Here is an 18,065-nt window from a genome sequence, read left to right as displayed (position 1 = left end):
GGGAACGGATCGGCCGGCCGCCGCGTCCAACCGACCATGAAGACTCCTCGTACGGTGCTCGTCGCACTGCTCGCCGGCCTCGCGCTGACCGCCTGCGCCGCACCCGGCGACGGGTCCGCCGATCCCAGCCCGAGCCCGAGTACGACGGGAGCCGCCCCCGTGACCAGCCAGCCCGACCCCGGCACGAGCCCGAAGCGTCCCGGCCCCTCCTGGAAGGGCGGCCCGTCGACCCCGCCGGGTGTCGGCGGCACCGTCATCAGCGGCACCGTGCAGGCCGGCGTCGAGCCGAACTGCCTGCTGCTCGACGGCCACCTGCTCGTCGGCGGGCCGCGTGACGTGCTCAAGGCCGGCGCCAAGGTCGAGGTCACCGGCCGTCCCGAACCGGGCATGATGACCACCTGCCAGCAGGGCACCCCGTTCGTGGTCGAGTCCGCCCGCCCCGCCTGACGACGACGCGAAGGAGCCCCGCCCCCTGCGAGAGGGGACGGGGCTCCGTCGTGTCAGCGGCTCAGTTGACCGCGAGGATCTCCACCGAACCGCGGCCGACGACAGCGCCCTCGGTGGTGGTTACGGCCATGTCGCCGTACAGCTCCCGGCCCTCGGCCGGGGTGGACAGGGCGGTCACCGCGCCGGTGAGGGTGGCGGTGGCGCCGTTGGCCAGGGACAGCGGCGTGGACGGCGCGGAGAGCGTGCCCAGCGCCGGGGACGCGAACGAGTCCCGGTAGTCGTACGCGGTGCTCGGGTCGCTCATCGAGTAACCGTCCACCACGACCCGGTAGGTGCCGGGAGTCGGGTTGGTCAGCGTGACCGCCTCCTCCGAGTCACCGTCGGCCGACTGCCCCACCTGGGTGGTGCCGCGGAAGACCGTCAGGTCCAGGTCGGCACTCAGGTCGGACGGGTTGCCGATCCGGGCGGTGAACGAGGTGGCGCCCGCGGGCACCTCCACCACGTACTCCTGGGTCGCGCCCTCGGTGATGCTGGGCCGCTCGGCCCGGACGCTCGCCAGCGGGCCGCCGACGCCGGTCACCTGGACCGGGCCGAAGGTGTTGGTCAGCTTCCAGCTCACCGGCGCCGGGGTGCCGGCGGTGACCGACGGGAGCTGGACCACGGCCGGCTCCACCGTGACGCCCTGCACGCGGGCCTGGAGCCGGAACGGGTTGTCCAGCGCCGGCGAGGTGCGACGCGCCTCCACCTCGATCTCCCACACGCCCGGCAGCGGGTTCTGGTAGTCCCGCTCCTGCGGCTTGCAGACCGCCGCGTCGGAGAAGTTGGTGTAGCAGGCGGTGCTGGCGGTGCTCTCGACCGGCACGCCGTACGGGTTGATGGCGATGAACCGGGTCTGCGAGCCGGTCGCGATGCCGGACAGGTTGACCTGGAGCGCGCCCGCACCCGGCGGGACGGTCACGAAGTACGACCGGAAGTTGTTCCGCTCGACCGAGCCCTCGGCCGAGAAGGAGTACGCCGGCGCGGACACCGGGTTCGAGGCGATCACGACGGTGGCGACCTCGAAGTCGACCACGTTGGTGGCCGGGTCGTCGACGGTCATGATGGCGCCGTGCGCGCCGGCGGTCATCGGCTTGGCCTTCACCTTGACCGTGACGGTCTTGTTCAGCGGCAGCCAGACCACCTTGGGGGCGCTGTAGGTGCCGTCGTTGCCCCGGAAGGCGACTTCGTGCTTGATGCCCTTGTTCGGGCCGCTGGTGCGGGTCAGCTTCACCTCGTAGTGGCGGCTCTCCTTGACCTTCTGGCCACCACGGTCGGCGGCGCAGCGGTTGTAGAGGCCGGTGCCGACGTTCGGGTTCGGCACGAACGTGCCGGAGGCCCGGTCGTAGCGGGTCAGGTTCGGCGACAGCTCGGTGCAGACCGGCGCCTCGGAGGTGTAGGTGCGGGTCTGCACGCCCTTGGCGAGCAGGCTCCACGCGCCCGGCACGTTGAACATGCCGTAGCCCTGCGCGTACGTCGGGACGCCGGTGATCGGCTGGGCCGACGTGTAGACGGCCCGGCGCAGCGCGGCCGGGGTGACGCCCTTGCCGGTCGCCTTGGCGGCCGACAGCAGCAGCGCGGCGGCGCCGGTGGCCTGCGGTGCGGCCATCGAGGTGCCGTTGAGCATCTGGTAGCCCGGGGGCAGCGGGTAGCCCGCCTCCGGCACCGGGTTGCCCGGCTGCCAGGTCGGCGCGGTGGAGATGGCCGAACCTGGGGCGGCGATGTTCGGCTTGAAGCCGCCGTCCTCACGAGGGCCGCGCGACGAGAAGTTGAACAGGGCGTTGTCCTTGCGGACCACCGAGCCGTAGTTGGCCAGCCAGGTGTCCTTGCTGACGCTCGCCGCCACGCTGACCACGTCGGTGGCGACCGACGGGTCACCGACGGTGTTCACGCCCGGACCGGAGTTGCCGGCCGAGATGAACAGCTGCACGCCGTAGGTGTTGATCAGGTCGTTGTAGAGGACCGCGCGGGCGTTCGAACCGTCGTTGAGCGCCGGCAGACCGCCGATCGACATGTTCACCACGTCGACCTTGCGGTTGATCACCAGGTCGGCCATGCCGGTGGTGAGCGCCGCGGCGGTGCAGCCGCCACCCCAGGAGCAGGCGCGGGCGGAGACCAGCTTGGCACCCGGCGCGGCGCCGTCGAAGGCGCTGTTGCCAAGCATGTCGTTGGCCGCGGTGATGCCGGCGACGTGGGTGCCGTGGGTGCTCTCGATGATGCCGATGTTGACGTAGTCGACCAGGCCGGGGCCGCCGACCGGGGCGGTGTTCACGTTGCGCCGGTACTCGACCACGAACGGGATCTGCTCGCGGACCGCGGTGGCCGGGTTGTCCGTGCCGAAGTGGCCGACCTGGAACTTCTCCTTGTACGGCCGCATCACCTCGTCGTCGGTGAAGTCGTTGTTCTGGTTCGCGTCGACACGGACGTCACCGGTGGTGGGGTTGTAGAGCACGCCCCAGAAGTCGGTGGTGTCGCCGTCGCGGTTGAGGTCACCCCGCGCGTCGCTGTTCGCGGTGATGTTCTCGCGGAAGACGTTGAACCGGTAGTTGCCGGCCGGCGCGGTCCAGGTGCCCAGCGAGGTGGTGAACGACGGGCCGCTGACCTCGGTCAGCATGGGGCGCCAGGAGGCGTCCTCCAGCGGGTCGGTGGCGGTGACCCAGTCGACGATCTTGCGCTCGCCGGTGGTGGTCGTCTGGAGCGCCGGCTGGTCGAGGTCCACACCGGAGTCCATGATGCCGATGGTGACGCCGCGGCCGTCCCACTGCGGGTTCGCGGCCTTGAAGGCCTCCGCGCCGGTCTCGTTCGTCGGCATGTACGGGTTCACCGCGCCGGTGTCACCGCCGGGCCCGGCGAGCGTCTGGGCGCCGGTGGCGGTCTTCGCGCCCTTCGGAGCAGCCTCGGGCGCCGGGTCGGGGAGCTTGATGGTCTCGTCCAGGTCGACGGCGGCGACACCGGGCAGCGTGGCGGCCTTGAGCGCCTTCGCGGTCGGGACCTTCGCCAGCACGTAGCCGATCTGGTCGTACCGCTGGCTGACGGTGGCACCGAGGCCGGTCAGGCCGTCGACGACCTTCTTGGCCGAGCCCTTCTTCGCCGCGATGATCATCGTGACGGTCGGCGCGTTCTTCGCCTCGGCCTCGTCGAGCAACTTGGCGTCGTGTGCGCCCAGTGCCTTCGCGGCGGTCGGCTGCGAGGGTTGCGGGGCGGCGGGGGCGGCGCTCGCGGTGCCGGTGCCACCTCCGACGGTCAGGGCACCGGCCGCGAGGACCGAGGCCAGGAGCGCGGCGGACGGACGCCGGCTGCGCGTGGGGGGTTTACTCAACGTTCTCTTCCTCCAGAGAACAGGGCCCTCGAGGGGCAGGGCACGTGTGACGGTGATCCTGCGTGTCAGGACGACACGTGTCACTACCCGGCCTGGGTTTGTGATCAGTCCGTGACACGAATCGGTCTACGTCATCACGTGCGACGTGTTAGGCGTCGACGTCTGTCGACCTCTCGGCCGATGTGGACGGCGCGCCCAACAGCTCCGGCGCCTGCGGCTGTCTCGGCGCCAGCTCCACCTGCGCCGGCGCGGCCAGCTCGTCGTCGGAGACGCCCAGCTCGGCCAGCTTGCGGGCGCTGACCAGCACCCGCGCCTCCAGTGAGCCCACCGCGCGGTTGTACGCCGTCACCGCCCCGCTCAACGAACTGCCGAGCTTGCCCACGTGGTCACCCAGAGTGGACAGCCGCCCGTACAGCTCGCGGGCCAGCGAGTGGACCGTCGCGGCGTTACGGGCCAGCGCCTCCTGCCGCCACGAATAGGCCACCGTGCGCAGCAGCGCCACCAGCGTTGCCGGTGTGGCGAGCACCACGTTACGGGCGAACGCGTGCTCCAACAGGGACGGGTCGCGTTGCAGCGCCACGTCGAGGAACGGATCCGCCGGCACGAACAGCACCACGAACTCGGGCGTCTGGTCGAACGCCGACCAGTAGGACTTGGCGGCCAGGCCGTCCACGTGCGCACGCAGGTGGCGGGCGTGCGCGTCCAGGTGGGTGTCGCGCCCGCGCTCGTCGCGCGCCTCCATCGCGGTCAGGTACGCGTCGAACGGCGCCTTCGCGTCCACCACCACCGTCCGGCCGCCGTGCAGCCGTACCACGAGGTCGGGGCGTACCCCCTGGTGGTCGGTCGCGGCGGTGACCTGCTCGCTGAAGTCGCAGTGCTCCAGCATGCCGGCGGCCTCGACGATCCGGCGGAGCTGGTGCTCGCCCCAGCGGCCCCGCACCTGCGGCGCGCGCAGCGCGGCGACCAGCTGCTTGGTCTCGGTGCGCAGCTCGCCCGAGACGGCGCTCATGGACCGCACCTGCTCGCGCAGCTCGGCGTACGCGTCCACCCGGTCCCGCTCCAGCTCCGCCACCCGCTGCTCGTAGCGGCGCAGCGTGTCGTGCAGCGGCGCCACCGCGCGGGCGACCGCCTCCTGGGACTGCGCCGTCGCCTCGTAGCTCAGCGCCCGCATGGACTGCTCCAGCCGCCCCTCACCGGCCCGGGTGGCGGCGAGCGTCGCCTCCAGGCGGGCGATGTCGGCCGCCGCGCGCGCCCGCGCGGCCAGCCAGCCCACCGCGCCGCCCGCGGCGAGGCAGAGCACCACCACGGCCAGCGTCGCAAAGCTCATGGCCAAGAGCTTGCCAAACGGGTACGACGAGCGCCCGGTGGGTACGTTCGAGTCATGGAGTTCGCGTTGTGGCTGGTCCTGATCCTGCTGCTCGGAGGTGCGTTCGTGTTCTGGCGGAGGGGGAGCAGATCGCGTCGGTCGAACGAACTGGCCGACGCCCGCGCCGAGGCGCAGCGGTGGTACGAGCGGCTCGGCGGCCAGCTGATGAACCTGCACGGCGACGCCCCGGCGGTCCGGCAGGCGCTCGCCGACGCCGGTGAGCGCTACAACGCCGCCGGTTCGCAGCTGGAGCAGGCGACCACGCCGCGCCAGTTCGGGCTGGCCCGGGAGACCGCGCTGGAAGGGCTGGCGTACATCCGGGCGGCGCGTACCGCGATGGGCATCGACCCGGGCCCGGAGCTGCCGCCGCTCGCCGCCGCCCAGGGTGCCGGCGCGCTCACCAAGGAGCGCCAGGTCGACGTGCAGGGGCAGACGTTCCGCGCCGGCCCGCAGCCGGGGAACGCGACGCCCTACTACTACCCGGGTGGCCGGTTCCAGGGGCGGCCGGTGCCGGCCGGCTGGTACTCCACGCCGTGGTGGAAGACCGCGCTCGGCGCGGGCGTCGGCGTGGTCGGCGGTCTCCTGATCGCGGACGCGCTGTTCTCGCCCGCGTTCGCCGACCCGGGGTACGACGCCGGTTACCAGGAGGGCTTCGGCGACGGCCAGGACTTCGGAGACCAGGGCGGCGACATGGGCGGCGACCAGGGTGGCGGTGACTACGCCGGTGGCGACTTCGGCGGCGGGGACTTCGGCGGCGGCGACTTCGGTGGCTTCGGCGGCGGGGACTTCGGTGGTGACTTCGGCGGCGGCGACTTCTAGCCGACACCGCCGCGCGGGCGCCGTTGCGTCGGACGCCGCTCGGCGCTCGGCGCACGCGGGCGTTAAAAAGGGCCCCCTCTTATGCACTAGGCGTTAAGAGGGGGCCCTTCCTTACACCTCAGCCGGTGTTGCGCATGCCGGCGGCGATGCCGTTGACGGTGGTCAGCAGCGCCCGCTCCAGCGCCGTACCGTCGTTCGGGGCACGCCGTCCGCCCGGCGCGGTCACCACCGCCCGCCCGGCGGCGCCCGATTCGCGGTACTGCCGCAGCAGCGCCACCTGCAGGTGGTGCAGCGGCTCCAGGTAGGTGTCCCGCACGGCGAGCGTGCGCTGGAGCACCGGCGAGTTCTCCAGCAGCGCCGGTGACGCGGTGACCGCCAGCACCTCCTGCTTGGTCAGCTCGTACTCCTGCTGGATCTTGTCGAAGATCGGGTGCAGCTTCTTCGGCACCAGCGTCTCGACGTAGCGCCGGGCGATGTCCAGGTCGGTCTTGGTCAGCATCATCTCGACGTTCGACAGGAACGTGCGGAAGAAGTGCCAGTTCCGGTTCATCTCGGCGAGCACGTCGGCCAGCCCGGCGGCGCGCGCGGCGGCCAGCCCGGAGCCCACGCCGAACCAGCCCGGCACGATCTGCCGGGTCTGCGTCCAGCCGAACACCCACGGAATGGCCCGCAGGCCGGACAGGCCGGCACCGGTGTTCGGGCGCTTCGCCGGCCGGGAGCCGATGTTCAGCGCGCCGAGCAGTTCGGTCGGGGTGGAGGCCCAGAAGTACGCGGGCAGGTCCGGGTCCTCGACCAGCGACCGGTACGACCGGAACGCCGACTCCGACACCACGTCCATCGCCGCGTCCCAGCGCTCCAGCATCTCGGCCGGCTGCCGGGGCGCGGTGTGCAGCAGCGTGGCCTGGAGCACCGCCGCCACTGTCAGTTCCAGGTTCTCCCGGGCGAGCGCCGGCAGCGTGTACTTGTCGGAGATGACCTCACCCTGCTCGGTCACCTTGATCGCGCCGTCCAGCGTGCCGTACGGCTGGGCCAGGATCGCGTCGTGCGTGGGGCCACCACCGCGGCCGACGGTGCCGCCCCGGCCGTGGAACAACCGCAGGTGTACGCCGTGCCGCGCGGCCACGTCCCGCAGCGCACGCTGCGCCCGGTGGATGGACCACTGGCTGGTGGTGATGCCCGCCTCCTTGTTGGAGTCGGAGTAGCCGAGCATCACCTCCTGCACGTCGCCCCGGGCCGCCACGAGCGCCCGGTACGCGGGCAGCGACAGCAGTTCGTCCAGCAGCTCACCACCGGCGTTCAGCTCGGCCGGGGTCTCCAGCAGCGGCACGATGCCGATGCGGGCGCGCCCGGAGTGCACGTCCACCAGGCCGGCCTCGCGGGCCAGCACCACGGCGGCGAGCACGTCGTCCACGCCGAGCGTCATCGAGATGATGTACGACTCGATGACCTCGGGGCCGAACCGGTCCTGCGCCTCACGGATGGCCGCGAACACGTCGAACGTCTTGCGGGCCGACTCGGTGAGCGGGCTGTCCTGGGTGGAGAGCGGCCGGCGGCCGGTCAGCTCGTCGGCGAGCAGCTTGGTGCGCTCCAGCCGGGACAGCGCCGGGTAGTCGGACACCTCGCCGACCGCCTCGTAGAGCTGGGCCAGCACCTCGTGGTGCTTCTCCGCGTGCTCCCGGATGTCCATGGTGGCCAGGTGCAGGCCGAACGCGGACACCGTACGGATGGCCGAGGCCAGCCGCCCGACGGCGGTGAGCTGGCCGGAGTTGCGGGCCAGCGACGCGCGCAGCAGTTCCAGGTCGGCGATCAGCTCGGCCGAGCCCCGGTAGTCGCGCCCCGGCACGTGCGGGGTGTCGGCGCGCAGCCGCTCCCGGGTGTTGGCGAGCTTCGCCTTCACGCACCGCGCCTTGAGCCGGTACGGCTCCTCCGCGTTGACCCGGCGGAACCGGGGTGCCACCTCGGGCAGCGCGTCCAGGTCCTTGGCCAGGCTGGCGGACAGGTCGAGCGACACCGCGCGCAGGCGCCGGGAGACGCTGACCTCGGTGATCAGGTCGTCCATCGCCTTCTCGGTGGCGGCGATGCCGTGCTCGTGCTGGATGCGCAGCACCTCGCGGGTGACCACGGGCGTGACGAACGGGTTGCCGTCGCGGTCGCCGCCGATCCAGGTGCCGAAGCTCAGCGGGCGGGACGTCGGCGACGTCTCCACGCCGAGCGTGCGCAGCGTGTCGGCGAGGTCGTCGAGGACCTGCGGCGCGGCCTCGGCGTACAGGTCGCGCAGGTAGTAGATCGCGTTGCGCGCCTCGTCGGTCGGGTCCGGCCGGTCCAGCCGCAGCTCGTCGGTCTGCCACATCAGGTCGAGCAGTTCGGCGAGGCGGCGGTTGGCCGGGCCCTCGTCGCTGGCGCCGTAGAGGATCGCGTTCGCGGTCTCGGTGTCCAGCTCGTCGGCGACCGCACGCAGCTTGGACAGGATGGACCGGCGGGCCGCCTCGGTGGGGTGCGCGGTGAAGACCGGGCGTACGGCCAGCCGGCGGGCCGCGGCGGCGATCTCCTCGGCCGGTACGCCCCGCTCGGCGATCATTTTGGCCGCCTGGTCCAGCCAGCCGCCGTGGGTCGCGCGGCGACGGCGCAGGTCCCGGGCGCGGTGCACCTGCTCGGTGATGTTCGCCAGGTGGAAGTAGGTGGAGAAGGCGCGGGCCAGCTTCGTGCCGGTGGTGACGTCGAGCCCGGCGAGGCGCTGGGCGGCGGCCGGCGCGTCGGAGCGGACCTGGGCGCGGATCTCCTCGACCAGGTCGAGCAGCGGCCGGCCCTCCTGACGGGCGAGCGTCTGCCCGAGCAGCGTGCCGAGGCGGCGGATGTCGGCCCGGAGAGCGGCGTCGGGGCCGTCGTGGTCATGCTGGTCGGTCACGGTTGCGCTCCTTACGCGAGGACGAAGGACAGCGCTGTCCGACTCCTCTGGATGGTATCCGCGTGGGCCCGGGGGACAGGAGGGGGACACCGTGATGATCTGCACTCTGGGACGGTTCGCCGGTCAGCCCTGATCGGCGGCGTGCCGCCCCGGCGCGGGTCGCCGGCGGGCGCGGAACATGGTCGCGGTGAGCAGACCGACCAGGCCGACGACCACCCAGACCAGCAGCCCGGTCAGCGCCCAGCCGCCGCCACGCCAGTCGAAGTAGATCGCCGACTTGAACAGGTCGGTGGCCAGGCCGGGCACGTTCCAGCGGTGCATCCCGCGTAGGAACGGCGGCAGGAACTCAGGCGCGTAGATGCCGCCGGAGCCGGGGTTGCCGAGCACCACGAGCAGCAGGATCACGATGCCGGTGCCGAGCAGCCCGAGCCAGCCCTGCACGGCGGCGGCGACCATCCCGGCCGCGAACGCGGCGAGCGCGCCGACCACCGCCACCGTCGCCACGTGACCGGCGAACACGCCGAGCACGGGCCCGACGAGGATCGCGCCGATGACGCCGAGCAGGACCGCGTGCACCGCGAGCGTGGCGATCCGCAGCCCGGCGCGGCGCAGGTCGCGCGGGCTGGTGCCGAGCGAGATGCCGAGCGCCGTGGACGCCAGGTAGCCGCCGAGCACCACGCCGACGGCCAGGTAGAACGGGACCAGACCGCGCGGGTCGTCGGCGGAGACCGGCACGTCGTCGGTGACCTCGAGCGGCACCCCGGCCTGCCGGGCCGCCTCGGTGAACACGTCGGTGACGAGTTCGGTGGCGGCGGGCGCGCCGGCGCTGGCGGTGGCGAGCGTCAGGCCGCCGTCCGGGGCGGAGCTGAGGACCGCGTACACCGACCGGTCGGTGAGGCCGTCGGAGGCGGCGCCGCGGCTGTCGTACCCGATCGGTTTGATCGTGTCGGTGCGGGCGCGGACGGCGGACATCACGGCCTGGGCCTGCTGGTCGCTCGTGACGACGGCGACCGGCACGTCGCGCGGGTCCGGCTTGTGCAGCGCGCCGACGTAGGCGGCGATGAACGCGCTCGCCAGCGCCAGGGTGCCGAGGATCAGCGCCGCCGTGCGGGGCAGCCAGTCCCGGGTACGCAGCTCCGGCTCGTCGTTCACGGCCTCAGCCTATTGCGGGCATATGCCCGGCTCATGGGGTTTCGTCGGCCGAAAACCGCTGGTCCGCGCCGTTAACGTCGGATCATGCAGGTGCCCGCCTACCCCGCCAAACCGCAGCCGGGCGACCGCGTCGCGGTCGTCTCACCCTCCGCCGGCCTGCCGGGTCTCTTCCCTCACGTGTACGAGCTGGGGCTGCGCCGGCTCCGCGACGAACTGTGGCTGGAACCGGTGGAGTATCCGACCACCCGGGTCATGGACGCCGACCCGCGCGACCGGGCGCGGGACCTGACCGCCGCGTTCGCCGACCCGACGATCACCGCCGTGCTGGCGACGGTCGGCGGGGACGACCTGATCACCGTCACCCCGTACCTGGACGACGACGTGCTGCGGGCCAACCCGAAGCCGTACTTCGGCTACTCGGACAACACCAACGTGCTCAACCACCTGTACCGGCTGGGCGTCGTCGGCTATCACGGCGGCTCGGTGCTGGTGCACCTCGGGCGCTCCGGCAAGCCGCACCCGCTCACGCTCGACTCGCTGCGCGCCGCGCTGTTCACCACCGGCTGGTACGAGCTGACCGCCGCGCCCGAGTGGGGTGACGAGCCGTGCGACTGGCGTGATCCCGCCGCGCTGGCCGAGGAGCCGCCGATGTACCCGTCCGAGGGCTGGCGCTGGCACGGCCCGGCCCGGGTGGTGCGGGGCCGGACGTGGGGCGGCTGCCTGGAGATCGTGCACTGGCTGATGGCGACCGACCGCGTTCCCTCTGCCGCCGAACTGGCCGGGTCGGTGCTGGTGCTGGAGACGTCGAACGAGCTGCCGCCCGCGCAGGAGGTCTTCCGGATCGTGCGGAACATGGGCGAGCGAGGGCTGCTCGCCGGCTTCCCGGCGATCGTGGTGGGCCGCCCCAAGGCGTGGGACTTCGACCGGCCGCACTCGGTCGCGGAGCGGCTGGCCTGGGCCGCCGACCAGCGGGAGGCGATCCTGTCGGCGCTCGCCCCCTACGCCGACGACCCGGTGGTGGTCTTCGACGTCGACCTGGGCCACACCGACCCGCAGGTGATCATCCCGTACGGCGGCGAGATCCGGGTGGACGCGGTCGAGCGCCGCATCGCCGTCCGCTACTGACCCACCCCCCACCCCCCACCCCCCACCCCTCACCCCGCCGCCCGCCGCCCGTTCGGTGGAACGCCATGGGTGTCTACGTCCCCGTTTGACACCCATGCCGTTCCACTCACGCGTCGAAGTGCCGGTCAGTGGAACGCTATGGGTGTCTCAGCGCCCTTTTGACACCCATGGCGTTCCAGCCGGCGCTTGGCGGTTGGTGGCGGGCGGCGGCGCGGGTCAGGCGTCGACGACGGCGAAGGCGCGGACCGGGAACGTGCCCATGCCGGCCACCCGTGGCGGGGCGGCGGTGAACCGGAAACCCGTCGGCGGCAACTCGGAAAGGCCGGTCAGGTGCTCCACGATCGGGATGCCGGCGGCCAGCAGACCGGTGTGCGCCGGGCGCTGACCCGCTGCCGCCGCCGTCATGTCGTCGATGTTGATCGAGTCGATGCCGACCAGCGCCGCGCCCGACTCGGCCAGGAACTGCGCGCCGTCACCGGTCAGGTAGGGCGCTTCCGGTGCGGCGTACCCGTCGGTGCCGAAGTGCGCGTCCCAGCCGGTGTGCAGCAGCACCGCGCACCCGGCCACGTCGTACGGGGCGAGCAGCAGCCGGTCCACCGCGCGCGTACCGGCCGGCACGCGTACCACCAGGCCGGGCAGGTCGGCGAGGCGGTCCAGCGGCATCCCGGTCAGGTCCGGGCCGTCGGCGAAGCGGTGCGACGGCGTGTCCACGTACGTGCCGGTGTTGGCGATCATGTTGATCCGCGCGACGTGGAACTCGACACCCGGTGCGTACCGCTTCCGGGACTCCTCCCGGGTCAGCCAGTCGGTGATCGACGGCCCGGGCCAGCCGGGCAGCGTGACCATGCCCTCGGTGATCACGTGACTCAGCTCGACGAGCTTCCGCCCGCCGCCGGCGGCCGGGGCGGCCACCCCCCGCCCGCCCTTGTGCGGCTCCTCGACGACGGTCCGGTTGGTGATCCGTACCTCGCCGACCATGAGCAGCCCGAGGTGCCGGACCAGCAGCGCGGCCACCTCGTCGTCGGTGACGTCCGGGTGCGGCACGTCCAGCCGGAACCCGTCGGTGCGCAGACCACCGCCGTTGGAGAAATCCACCTCGGCGTCGAAGACCGTCCGATACTCGACCATCCACCCACCGCACCACGCCCGGTCGCGGCTGGTCAAGATCCAACATCGGGCGGCCCCGGATCGTCGGTGGAGGGGGATAGGCTCGAACGGTGCACCCCCCGTCCGGCTGGACGCGGGGTCGTCGTCGTGTGTCGATCCGCTGGAAGTGATCACTGATGCTCACCGGACTCTTCTCCGCCGCCCTGGCCGACCCGGGGCTGGCCCGGGCGCGTGACCTGGCGCGCTCCGGTGCCGCCCAGGTCGACGGGCTCGACCTCACCGCCCCGGCCGCGCTGCGCCCGTTCGCTGTCGCCGCGGTCGCCGCCGACGAGCCGGCCGGTGGCGCGGGGCGCCCGGTGCTCGCGGTCACCGCCACCACCCGCGAGGCCGACGACCTGGCCTCCGCACTGGGCAGTCTGCTGCCGCCGGAGCAGGTGGCGGTCTTCCCGTCCTGGGAGACGCTGCCGCACGAGCGCCTGTCGCCCCGCTCCGACACGGTCGGGCGGCGCCTCGCCGTGCTGCGCCGCCTGGCCCACCCGGACGCCGCCGACGCGCACGGCCGCACCGGGCCGCTGCGTGTCGTCGTGGCACCGGTCCGGTCGCTGCTCCAGCCGCAGCTCAAAGGCCTCGGCGACCTGGAGCCGGTGCAGCTCGCCGCCGGGGACGAGGCCGACCTGGAGGAGGTCGCCCGCCGGCTCACCGACATGGCGTACGCCCGCGTCGACCTGGTCACCAAGCGCGGTGAGTTCGCGGTCCGCGGCGGCATCCTGGACGTCTTCCCGCCCACCGACGAACACCCGTCCCGGGTCGAGTTCTGGGGCGACGAGGTGGAGGAGATCCGCACCTTCGCGGTCGCCGACCAGCGCACCATCGAGGGCGTCGCGCAGCTCTGGGCGCCGCCCTGCCGGGAACTGCTGCTGACCCCGGCGGTGCGGGAGCGGGCCGCCGCGCTGGCCGCCGAGCATCCGGAGCTGGCCGAGATCCTGGACAAGCTGGCCGAGGGCATCCCGGTCGAGGGCATGGAGTCCCTCGCCCCCGCGCTGATCGGCGCCGACGCGCTGGAACTGCTCGTCGACTGCATGCCGGCCGGCACCCACGTACTCCTCTGCGACCCCGAGCGCATCCGCACCCGCGCGCACGACCTGGTCCGTACCTCGGAGGAGTTCCTCCAGGCCAGCTGGGCCGCGGCCGCCGTCGGCGGCCAGGCCCCGGTCGACCTCGGCGCCGCCGCCTTCAAGACCCTGGCCGAGGTACGCACGGCAGCCCGCGCCCTGCGCCAGCCCTGGTGGACGCTCGCGCCGTTCGGCCTGGTCGAGGCGGACGCGGCACCGGCCCGGCAGCCCTGGGAGGACGAGCCCGCCGAGGTCGACGTCACCCCCGACGACGCCATCGCGGTGAGCCTGGCCGCCCAGCCGGCGCCGCTGTACCACGGCGAGACCGCCCGGGTGGTCGACGACCTCAAGCGCTGGGCCGGCGAGGGCTGGTCGATCGCGCTCGTCTTCGAGGGGCACGGCCCCGCCCAGCGGGCCGTCGAGGTGCTCCGCGACGCCGGCCTCGGCGCCCGGCTCACCGAGGAGGTGCCCGCCGCGCCCGCACCGGGCGAGCTGCTCGTGTCCTGCGGCTGCCTGACCGCCGGGTTCGTCGACGAGGCGTCGAAGTTCGTGCTGCTCACCGGCAACGACGTCACCGGCGGCCGGGGCACCTCCACCCGCGACATGCGCAAGATGCCCAGCCGGCGGCGCAACACCATCGACCCGCTGGAGCTGAAGGCCGGCGACTTCGTCGTGCACGAGCAGCACGGCATCGGCCGGTACGTCGAGCTGGTGCAGCGCACCGTCAACGGCGCCAGCCGCGAATACCTGGTCATCGAGTACGCGCCGAGCAAGCGCGGCCAGCCCGGCGACCGCCTGTTCGTCCCCACCGACCAGCTCGACCAGCTGTCCCGCTACGTCGGCGGTGAGCAGCCCACGCTGCACAAGATGGGCGGCTCGGACTGGCAGAAGTCCAAGGCGCGGGCGCGTAAGGCGGTCCGGGAGATCGCCGCCCAGCTCATCCAGCTGTACGCCGCGCGCAAGGCGTCCAAGGGGCACAACTTCGGCCCCGACACCCCGTGGCAGCGGGAACTGGAGGACGCGTTCCCCTGGCAGGAGACGCCCGACCAGCTGGCCGCCATCGAGGAGGTCAAGCGGGACATGGAACAGACCGTCCCGATGGACCGGCTGATCTGCGGGGACGTCGGCTACGGCAAGACCGAGATCGCGGTACGGGCGGCGTTCAAGGCGGTGCAGGACGGCAAGCAGGTGGCGGTGCTGGTGCCGACCACGCTGCTGGTGCAGCAGCACTACAACACGTTCGCCGAGCGGATGAGCCAGTTCCCGGTGTCGATCCGGCAGCTGTCCCGGTTCCAGACGCCGAAGGAGACCGAGCAGACGCTGGAGATGGTCGCCGCCGGCACCGTCGACATCGTCATCGGCACCCACCGGCTGCTCCAGGCGTCCACCCGGTTCAAGCAGCTGGGCCTCGTGATCATCGACGAGGAGCAGCGGTTCGGCGTCGAGCACAAGGAGCACCTGAAGACGCTGCGCGCCTCGGTCGACGTGCTCGCCATGTCGGCCACCCCGATCCCGCGGACGCTGGAGATGGCGATCACCGGCATCCGGGAGATGTCCACCATCGCCACCCCGCCGGAGGAGCGGCACCCGGTCCTCACGTTCGTCGGGGCGTACGACGACCGGCAGGTGGCCGCGTCCATCCACCGTGAGCTGCTGCGCGACGGTCAGGTCTTCTACCTGCACAACCGGGTCGAGTCGATCGAGAAGACCGCCCGCAAGCTGCGGGAGCTGGTGCCGGAGGCCCGGGTCGCGGTGGCGCACGGCCAGATGGGCGAGGAGGCGCTGGAGAAGGTGATGGTCGGCTTCTGGGAGAAGGAGTTCGACGTCCTGGTCTGCACCACCATCGTCGAGTCCGGCATCGACATCCCGAACGCCAACACCCTCATCGTGGAGCGGGCCGACCTGCTCGGCCTGGCCCAGCTGCACCAGATCCGCGGCCGGGTCGGCCGGGGCCGGGAGCGGGCGTACGCGTACTTCCTCTACCCGCCGGAGAAGCCGCTCACCGAGAACGCGCACGAGCGGCTGGCCACCATCGCCCAGCACACCGAACTCGGCGCGGGCATGTACGTGGCGATGAAGGACCTGGAGATCCGCGGCGCCGGAAACCTGCTCGGCGGCGAGCAGTCCGGCCACATCGAGGGCGTCGGCTTCGACCTGTACGTCCGGATGGTCGGCGAGGCGGTCTCCGCCTTCAAGGGCGAGAGCACGGAGGAGGAGGCCGAGGTCAAGGTCGACCTGCCGATCGACGCGCACCTGCCGCACGACTACGTCGCGGTGGAGCGGCTGCGCCTGGAGATGTACCGCAAGCTCGCCGAGGCCCGCGACGAAGAACGCCTGCGCGAGGTGGTCGCCGAGATGACCGACCGGTACGGCGAGCCGCCCGCGCCGGTGCAGAACCTGGTCGCGGTGGCGCGGTTCCGGCTGCTGGCCCGCCGCTACGGGCTGACCGACGTGTCGATGCAGGGCAAGCACATCCGGTTCGGCCCGCTGCCGCTGCCCGACTCGAAGCAGATGCGACTCAAGCGGTACCACCCGGACTCGGTCTACAAGCAGGCGCTCGACCAGGTGAGCGTGCCCCGGCCGAGCACCCGGCGGATCGGCGGCGAGCCGTTGCGCGACCAGGCGTTGCTGGAGTGGTGCGGGCAGCTCCTGGCCGACGTCCTGGGCAAGCCCGAGGAGCTGGCCGGTGTTGCCAGCCCCGCAGTGGCGAGCGGACGATGACCCAGCAAGCCCGAGGAGCTGGCCGGTGCGGTCCCGGCGGGTGCGCGATGAGGTGGGCGGAGTCACAGGTTCGTACTCGCCGTGAGAGAGTGGCCCTCATGCGTGCTCGCCGTTCCCTCGTCGCCGTCAGCGTCGCGGCCCTCGCCGCGCTCTCTCTCGCCGCCTGCGGCCGCTCCGCCCCGGACGTCGCCGCGTACGTCGGCGACACCCGCTACTCCGTCGACCGGGTCGACGCGATCTACGAGGACGCGCAGCGGCAGTACGCGGACGCCGTCCGTAGCCAGTCCCCGCAGACGCCGTCGCCGGCGGAGCTGCGGTCCTCGGTGACCCGGCAGGACGTGCTGAACCTGCTGGTCGCGATCGACCTGGGCAAGCGCGTGGCGGCCGACAAGGGTCTCCAGGTCACCGATCAGATCTCCCCGGAGCAGATCCAGCAGGCGCTCCGGATGCCGGCAACCACCGAGTACACGAAGCTGTGGGGCGAGTGGGTCGACCTCTCCGGCACGCTCCAGCAGAGCCTGCCCCCGGCCGACCTCAGCGACGAATCCCTGATGGCCGTCTACCGCGCCCTCGAGAAGACCGGGGCGATTCAGCCGGGCCTGAGCGTCGACCAGGTCCGGCAGGCGTTCGGCGAGGCCGGGTTCGTCCGCACCGCCACCGCGCTCAGCAGCGCGCTGCAGGAGCAGGCCGAGAAGTCGGACGTCCGCGTCAACCCCCGGTTCGGCGTGACGGGCGTGCCGTCGCTCGTCAACACCGGCCAGTCGTTCGTCTTCTACTCCCTGCCGTACGTCGACCAGGACGGCCCGGTCACCGACATCTCCACGCCGGAGGCGCCGGCCTCCGGTTCGCCAGCTCCCGGAGCCGCATGACCGCCCGCATCGTCCTGCTCGTCACCTCGCCCCGGCTGCCCGCCGGCCTGCTGACCTCGGCCGCCTGGGACGCCGTACGCTCCGCGCCTGTGCTCGCCGGTGCGGAGAGCGAGCTGACCCGGGCGGTCCGGACGGCCGGCGCCGAGGTGAGCGTGGTGACCGAGGGCGCGACCCAGGCGCTGCTCGACGCCGCGGCCGCGCACGGCGGCGCGGTGTGGCTGGCCGGCCCGGCCGGCGACGAGTCGCTGGCCCGCGAGCTGGGGCTGCGGCTGGCCCGCGAGCCCGGCCTGGCCGAACTGGAGCTGATGTACGGCTCGTGGGATCCGCCCGGCGCCCGGCTGCTCGACGCGGTCGAGGTGATGGACCGGCTGGCCTCCCCGGGCGGCGACCCGTGGAAACGGGCGCAGACCCACCGCACCCTGGCCGGTTTCCTGCTCGAGGAGTGCTACGAGGCGTACGACGCGATCAGCGCCGACGACACCGACGCGCTCCGCGAGGAACTGGGCGACGTGCTGCTCCAGGTGCTGCTGCACGCCCGGCTGGCGGAGAACCTGCCGGAGGGCAAGAGCTGGACCGTCGACGACGTCGCGGGCACCCTGGTCGACAAGATGGTGCGGCGCAACCCACATGTGTTCTCGGGTGAGCCGGCCGGCTCGATCGAGGAGATCGAGGCGAACTGGGAACGGATCAAGCGGGCCGAGAAGACCCGCGAGTCGGTGCTGGACGGCATCGCGCTGAGCCAGCCCGCGCTGTCGCTGGCCGCGAAGATCCTGGACCGGGCCGGGCGGGTCGGCCTGGCCGTACCGCCCCCGCTGGCCGAGTCGCAGGTGGACCCGGAGGCCCGGCTCGGCGCGAGCCTGCTGGCCACAGTGGCCGCCGCCCGACAGGCCGGCATCGACCCGGAGGCCGCGCTCCGGCGAGCCACCTTGGCGTACGCCGAGGCAGTCCGAGCCGCCGAACGCACCCCTCCCGCCTGACCCCCCGCGCGTCCCCGCCCCCCTTCCCCCGCGATCTTGCACTTCCGGCCCGTGTGGTGTCGCAAATGCCCCACTCGCCCGGGCAGCAACCGCAAGATCGCCGGGTGCAC

The 18,065-nt window shown here is 72.7% G+C and carries 11 protein-coding genes; 6 read left to right on the top strand and 5 right to left on the bottom strand.

All coding sequences use genetic code 11. The features are described from left to right. The first annotated feature begins 36 nt into the window (after positions 1 to 36). The gene (locus O7604_RS05085; RefSeq protein ID WP_269702169.1) at positions 37 to 447 is read left to right on the top strand and encodes a hypothetical protein; all 411 of its coding nucleotides are present in this window, start codon (positions 37 to 39) and stop codon (positions 445 to 447) included. A gap of 61 nt (positions 448 to 508) precedes the next feature. On the opposite strand, the gene O7604_RS05080 is transcribed toward O7604_RS05085, so the two are convergent. Together O7604_RS05080 and O7604_RS05075 are read right to left on the bottom strand one after the other, a co-directional pair. Next, positions 509 to 3,802, bottom strand: coding sequence for a S8 family serine peptidase (locus O7604_RS05080; protein ID WP_281579007.1), 3,294 nt, complete (start codon positions 3,800 to 3,802; stop codon positions 509 to 511). Between the two features lie 148 nt (positions 3,803 to 3,950). Further along, positions 3,951 to 5,129, bottom strand: coding sequence for a DNA recombination protein RmuC (locus tag O7604_RS05075; protein WP_269702167.1), 1,179 nt, complete (start codon positions 5,127 to 5,129; stop codon positions 3,951 to 3,953). Between the two features lie 54 nt (positions 5,130 to 5,183). Here O7604_RS05075 and O7604_RS05070 point away from each other — a divergent pair, with 54 nt between their 5' ends. Then, a complete protein-coding gene (locus tag O7604_RS05070; protein ID WP_281579006.1) occupies positions 5,184 to 5,987 on the top strand; it encodes a hypothetical protein in 804 nt (267 codons plus the stop codon). 118 nt (positions 5,988 to 6,105) lie between these two features. On the opposite strand, the gene ppc is transcribed toward O7604_RS05070, so the two are convergent. Both ppc and O7604_RS05060 read right to left on the bottom strand, forming a co-directional pair. Continuing rightward, positions 6,106 to 8,892, bottom strand: a complete 2,787-nt coding sequence (gene ppc, locus O7604_RS05065; RefSeq protein WP_269702165.1) for a phosphoenolpyruvate carboxylase — start codon at positions 8,890 to 8,892, stop codon at positions 6,106 to 6,108. Positions 8,893 to 9,015: 123 nt separating this feature from the next. Then, complete coding sequence (locus O7604_RS05060; protein WP_281579005.1) at positions 9,016 to 10,044, bottom strand: hypothetical protein; 1,029 nt, start codon at positions 10,042 to 10,044, stop codon at positions 9,016 to 9,018. A gap of 84 nt (positions 10,045 to 10,128) precedes the next feature. Here O7604_RS05060 and O7604_RS05055 point away from each other — a divergent pair, with 84 nt between their 5' ends. After that, positions 10,129 to 11,169: a S66 peptidase family protein gene (locus O7604_RS05055; RefSeq protein WP_269702163.1), complete on the top strand. Its 1,041-nt coding sequence runs from the start codon at positions 10,129 to 10,131 to the stop codon at positions 11,167 to 11,169. Positions 11,170 to 11,385: 216 nt separating this feature from the next. Here the strand turns inward: O7604_RS05055 and O7604_RS05050 are convergent, their stop codons facing one another. Next, the gene (locus O7604_RS05050; RefSeq protein ID WP_281579004.1) at positions 11,386 to 12,297 is read right to left on the bottom strand and encodes a cyclase family protein; all 912 of its coding nucleotides are present in this window, start codon (positions 12,295 to 12,297) and stop codon (positions 11,386 to 11,388) included. Between the two features lie 155 nt (positions 12,298 to 12,452). On the opposite strand from O7604_RS05050, the gene mfd reads away from it, so the two are divergent. The 3 genes from mfd to O7604_RS05035 all read left to right on the top strand — a co-directional run bounded on the left by mfd (position 12,453) and on the right by O7604_RS05035 (position 17,955). Further along, positions 12,453 to 16,109, top strand: a complete 3,657-nt coding sequence (gene mfd / locus O7604_RS05045) for a transcription-repair coupling factor (protein WP_281579003.1) — start codon at positions 12,453 to 12,455, stop codon at positions 16,107 to 16,109. 98 nt (positions 16,110 to 16,207) lie between these two features. After that, positions 16,208 to 16,978, top strand: a complete 771-nt coding sequence (locus O7604_RS05040) for a SurA N-terminal domain-containing protein (RefSeq protein ID WP_281579002.1) — start codon at positions 16,208 to 16,210, stop codon at positions 16,976 to 16,978. Further along, a complete protein-coding gene (locus tag O7604_RS05035) occupies positions 16,975 to 17,955 on the top strand; it encodes a nucleoside triphosphate pyrophosphohydrolase (protein WP_281579001.1) in 981 nt (326 codons plus the stop codon). Before O7604_RS05040 ends, O7604_RS05035 begins: the two co-directional genes overlap by 4 nt. Positions 17,956 to 18,065 lie beyond the last annotated feature (110 nt).

The organism is Micromonospora sp. WMMA1947 (assembly GCF_027497355.1).
Classification (GTDB): Bacteria; Actinomycetota; Actinomycetes; order Mycobacteriales; family Micromonosporaceae; genus Micromonospora.
Note: the sequence above shows the minus strand (reverse complement) of the source record. Positions and strands in the feature narration are given on the sequence as shown.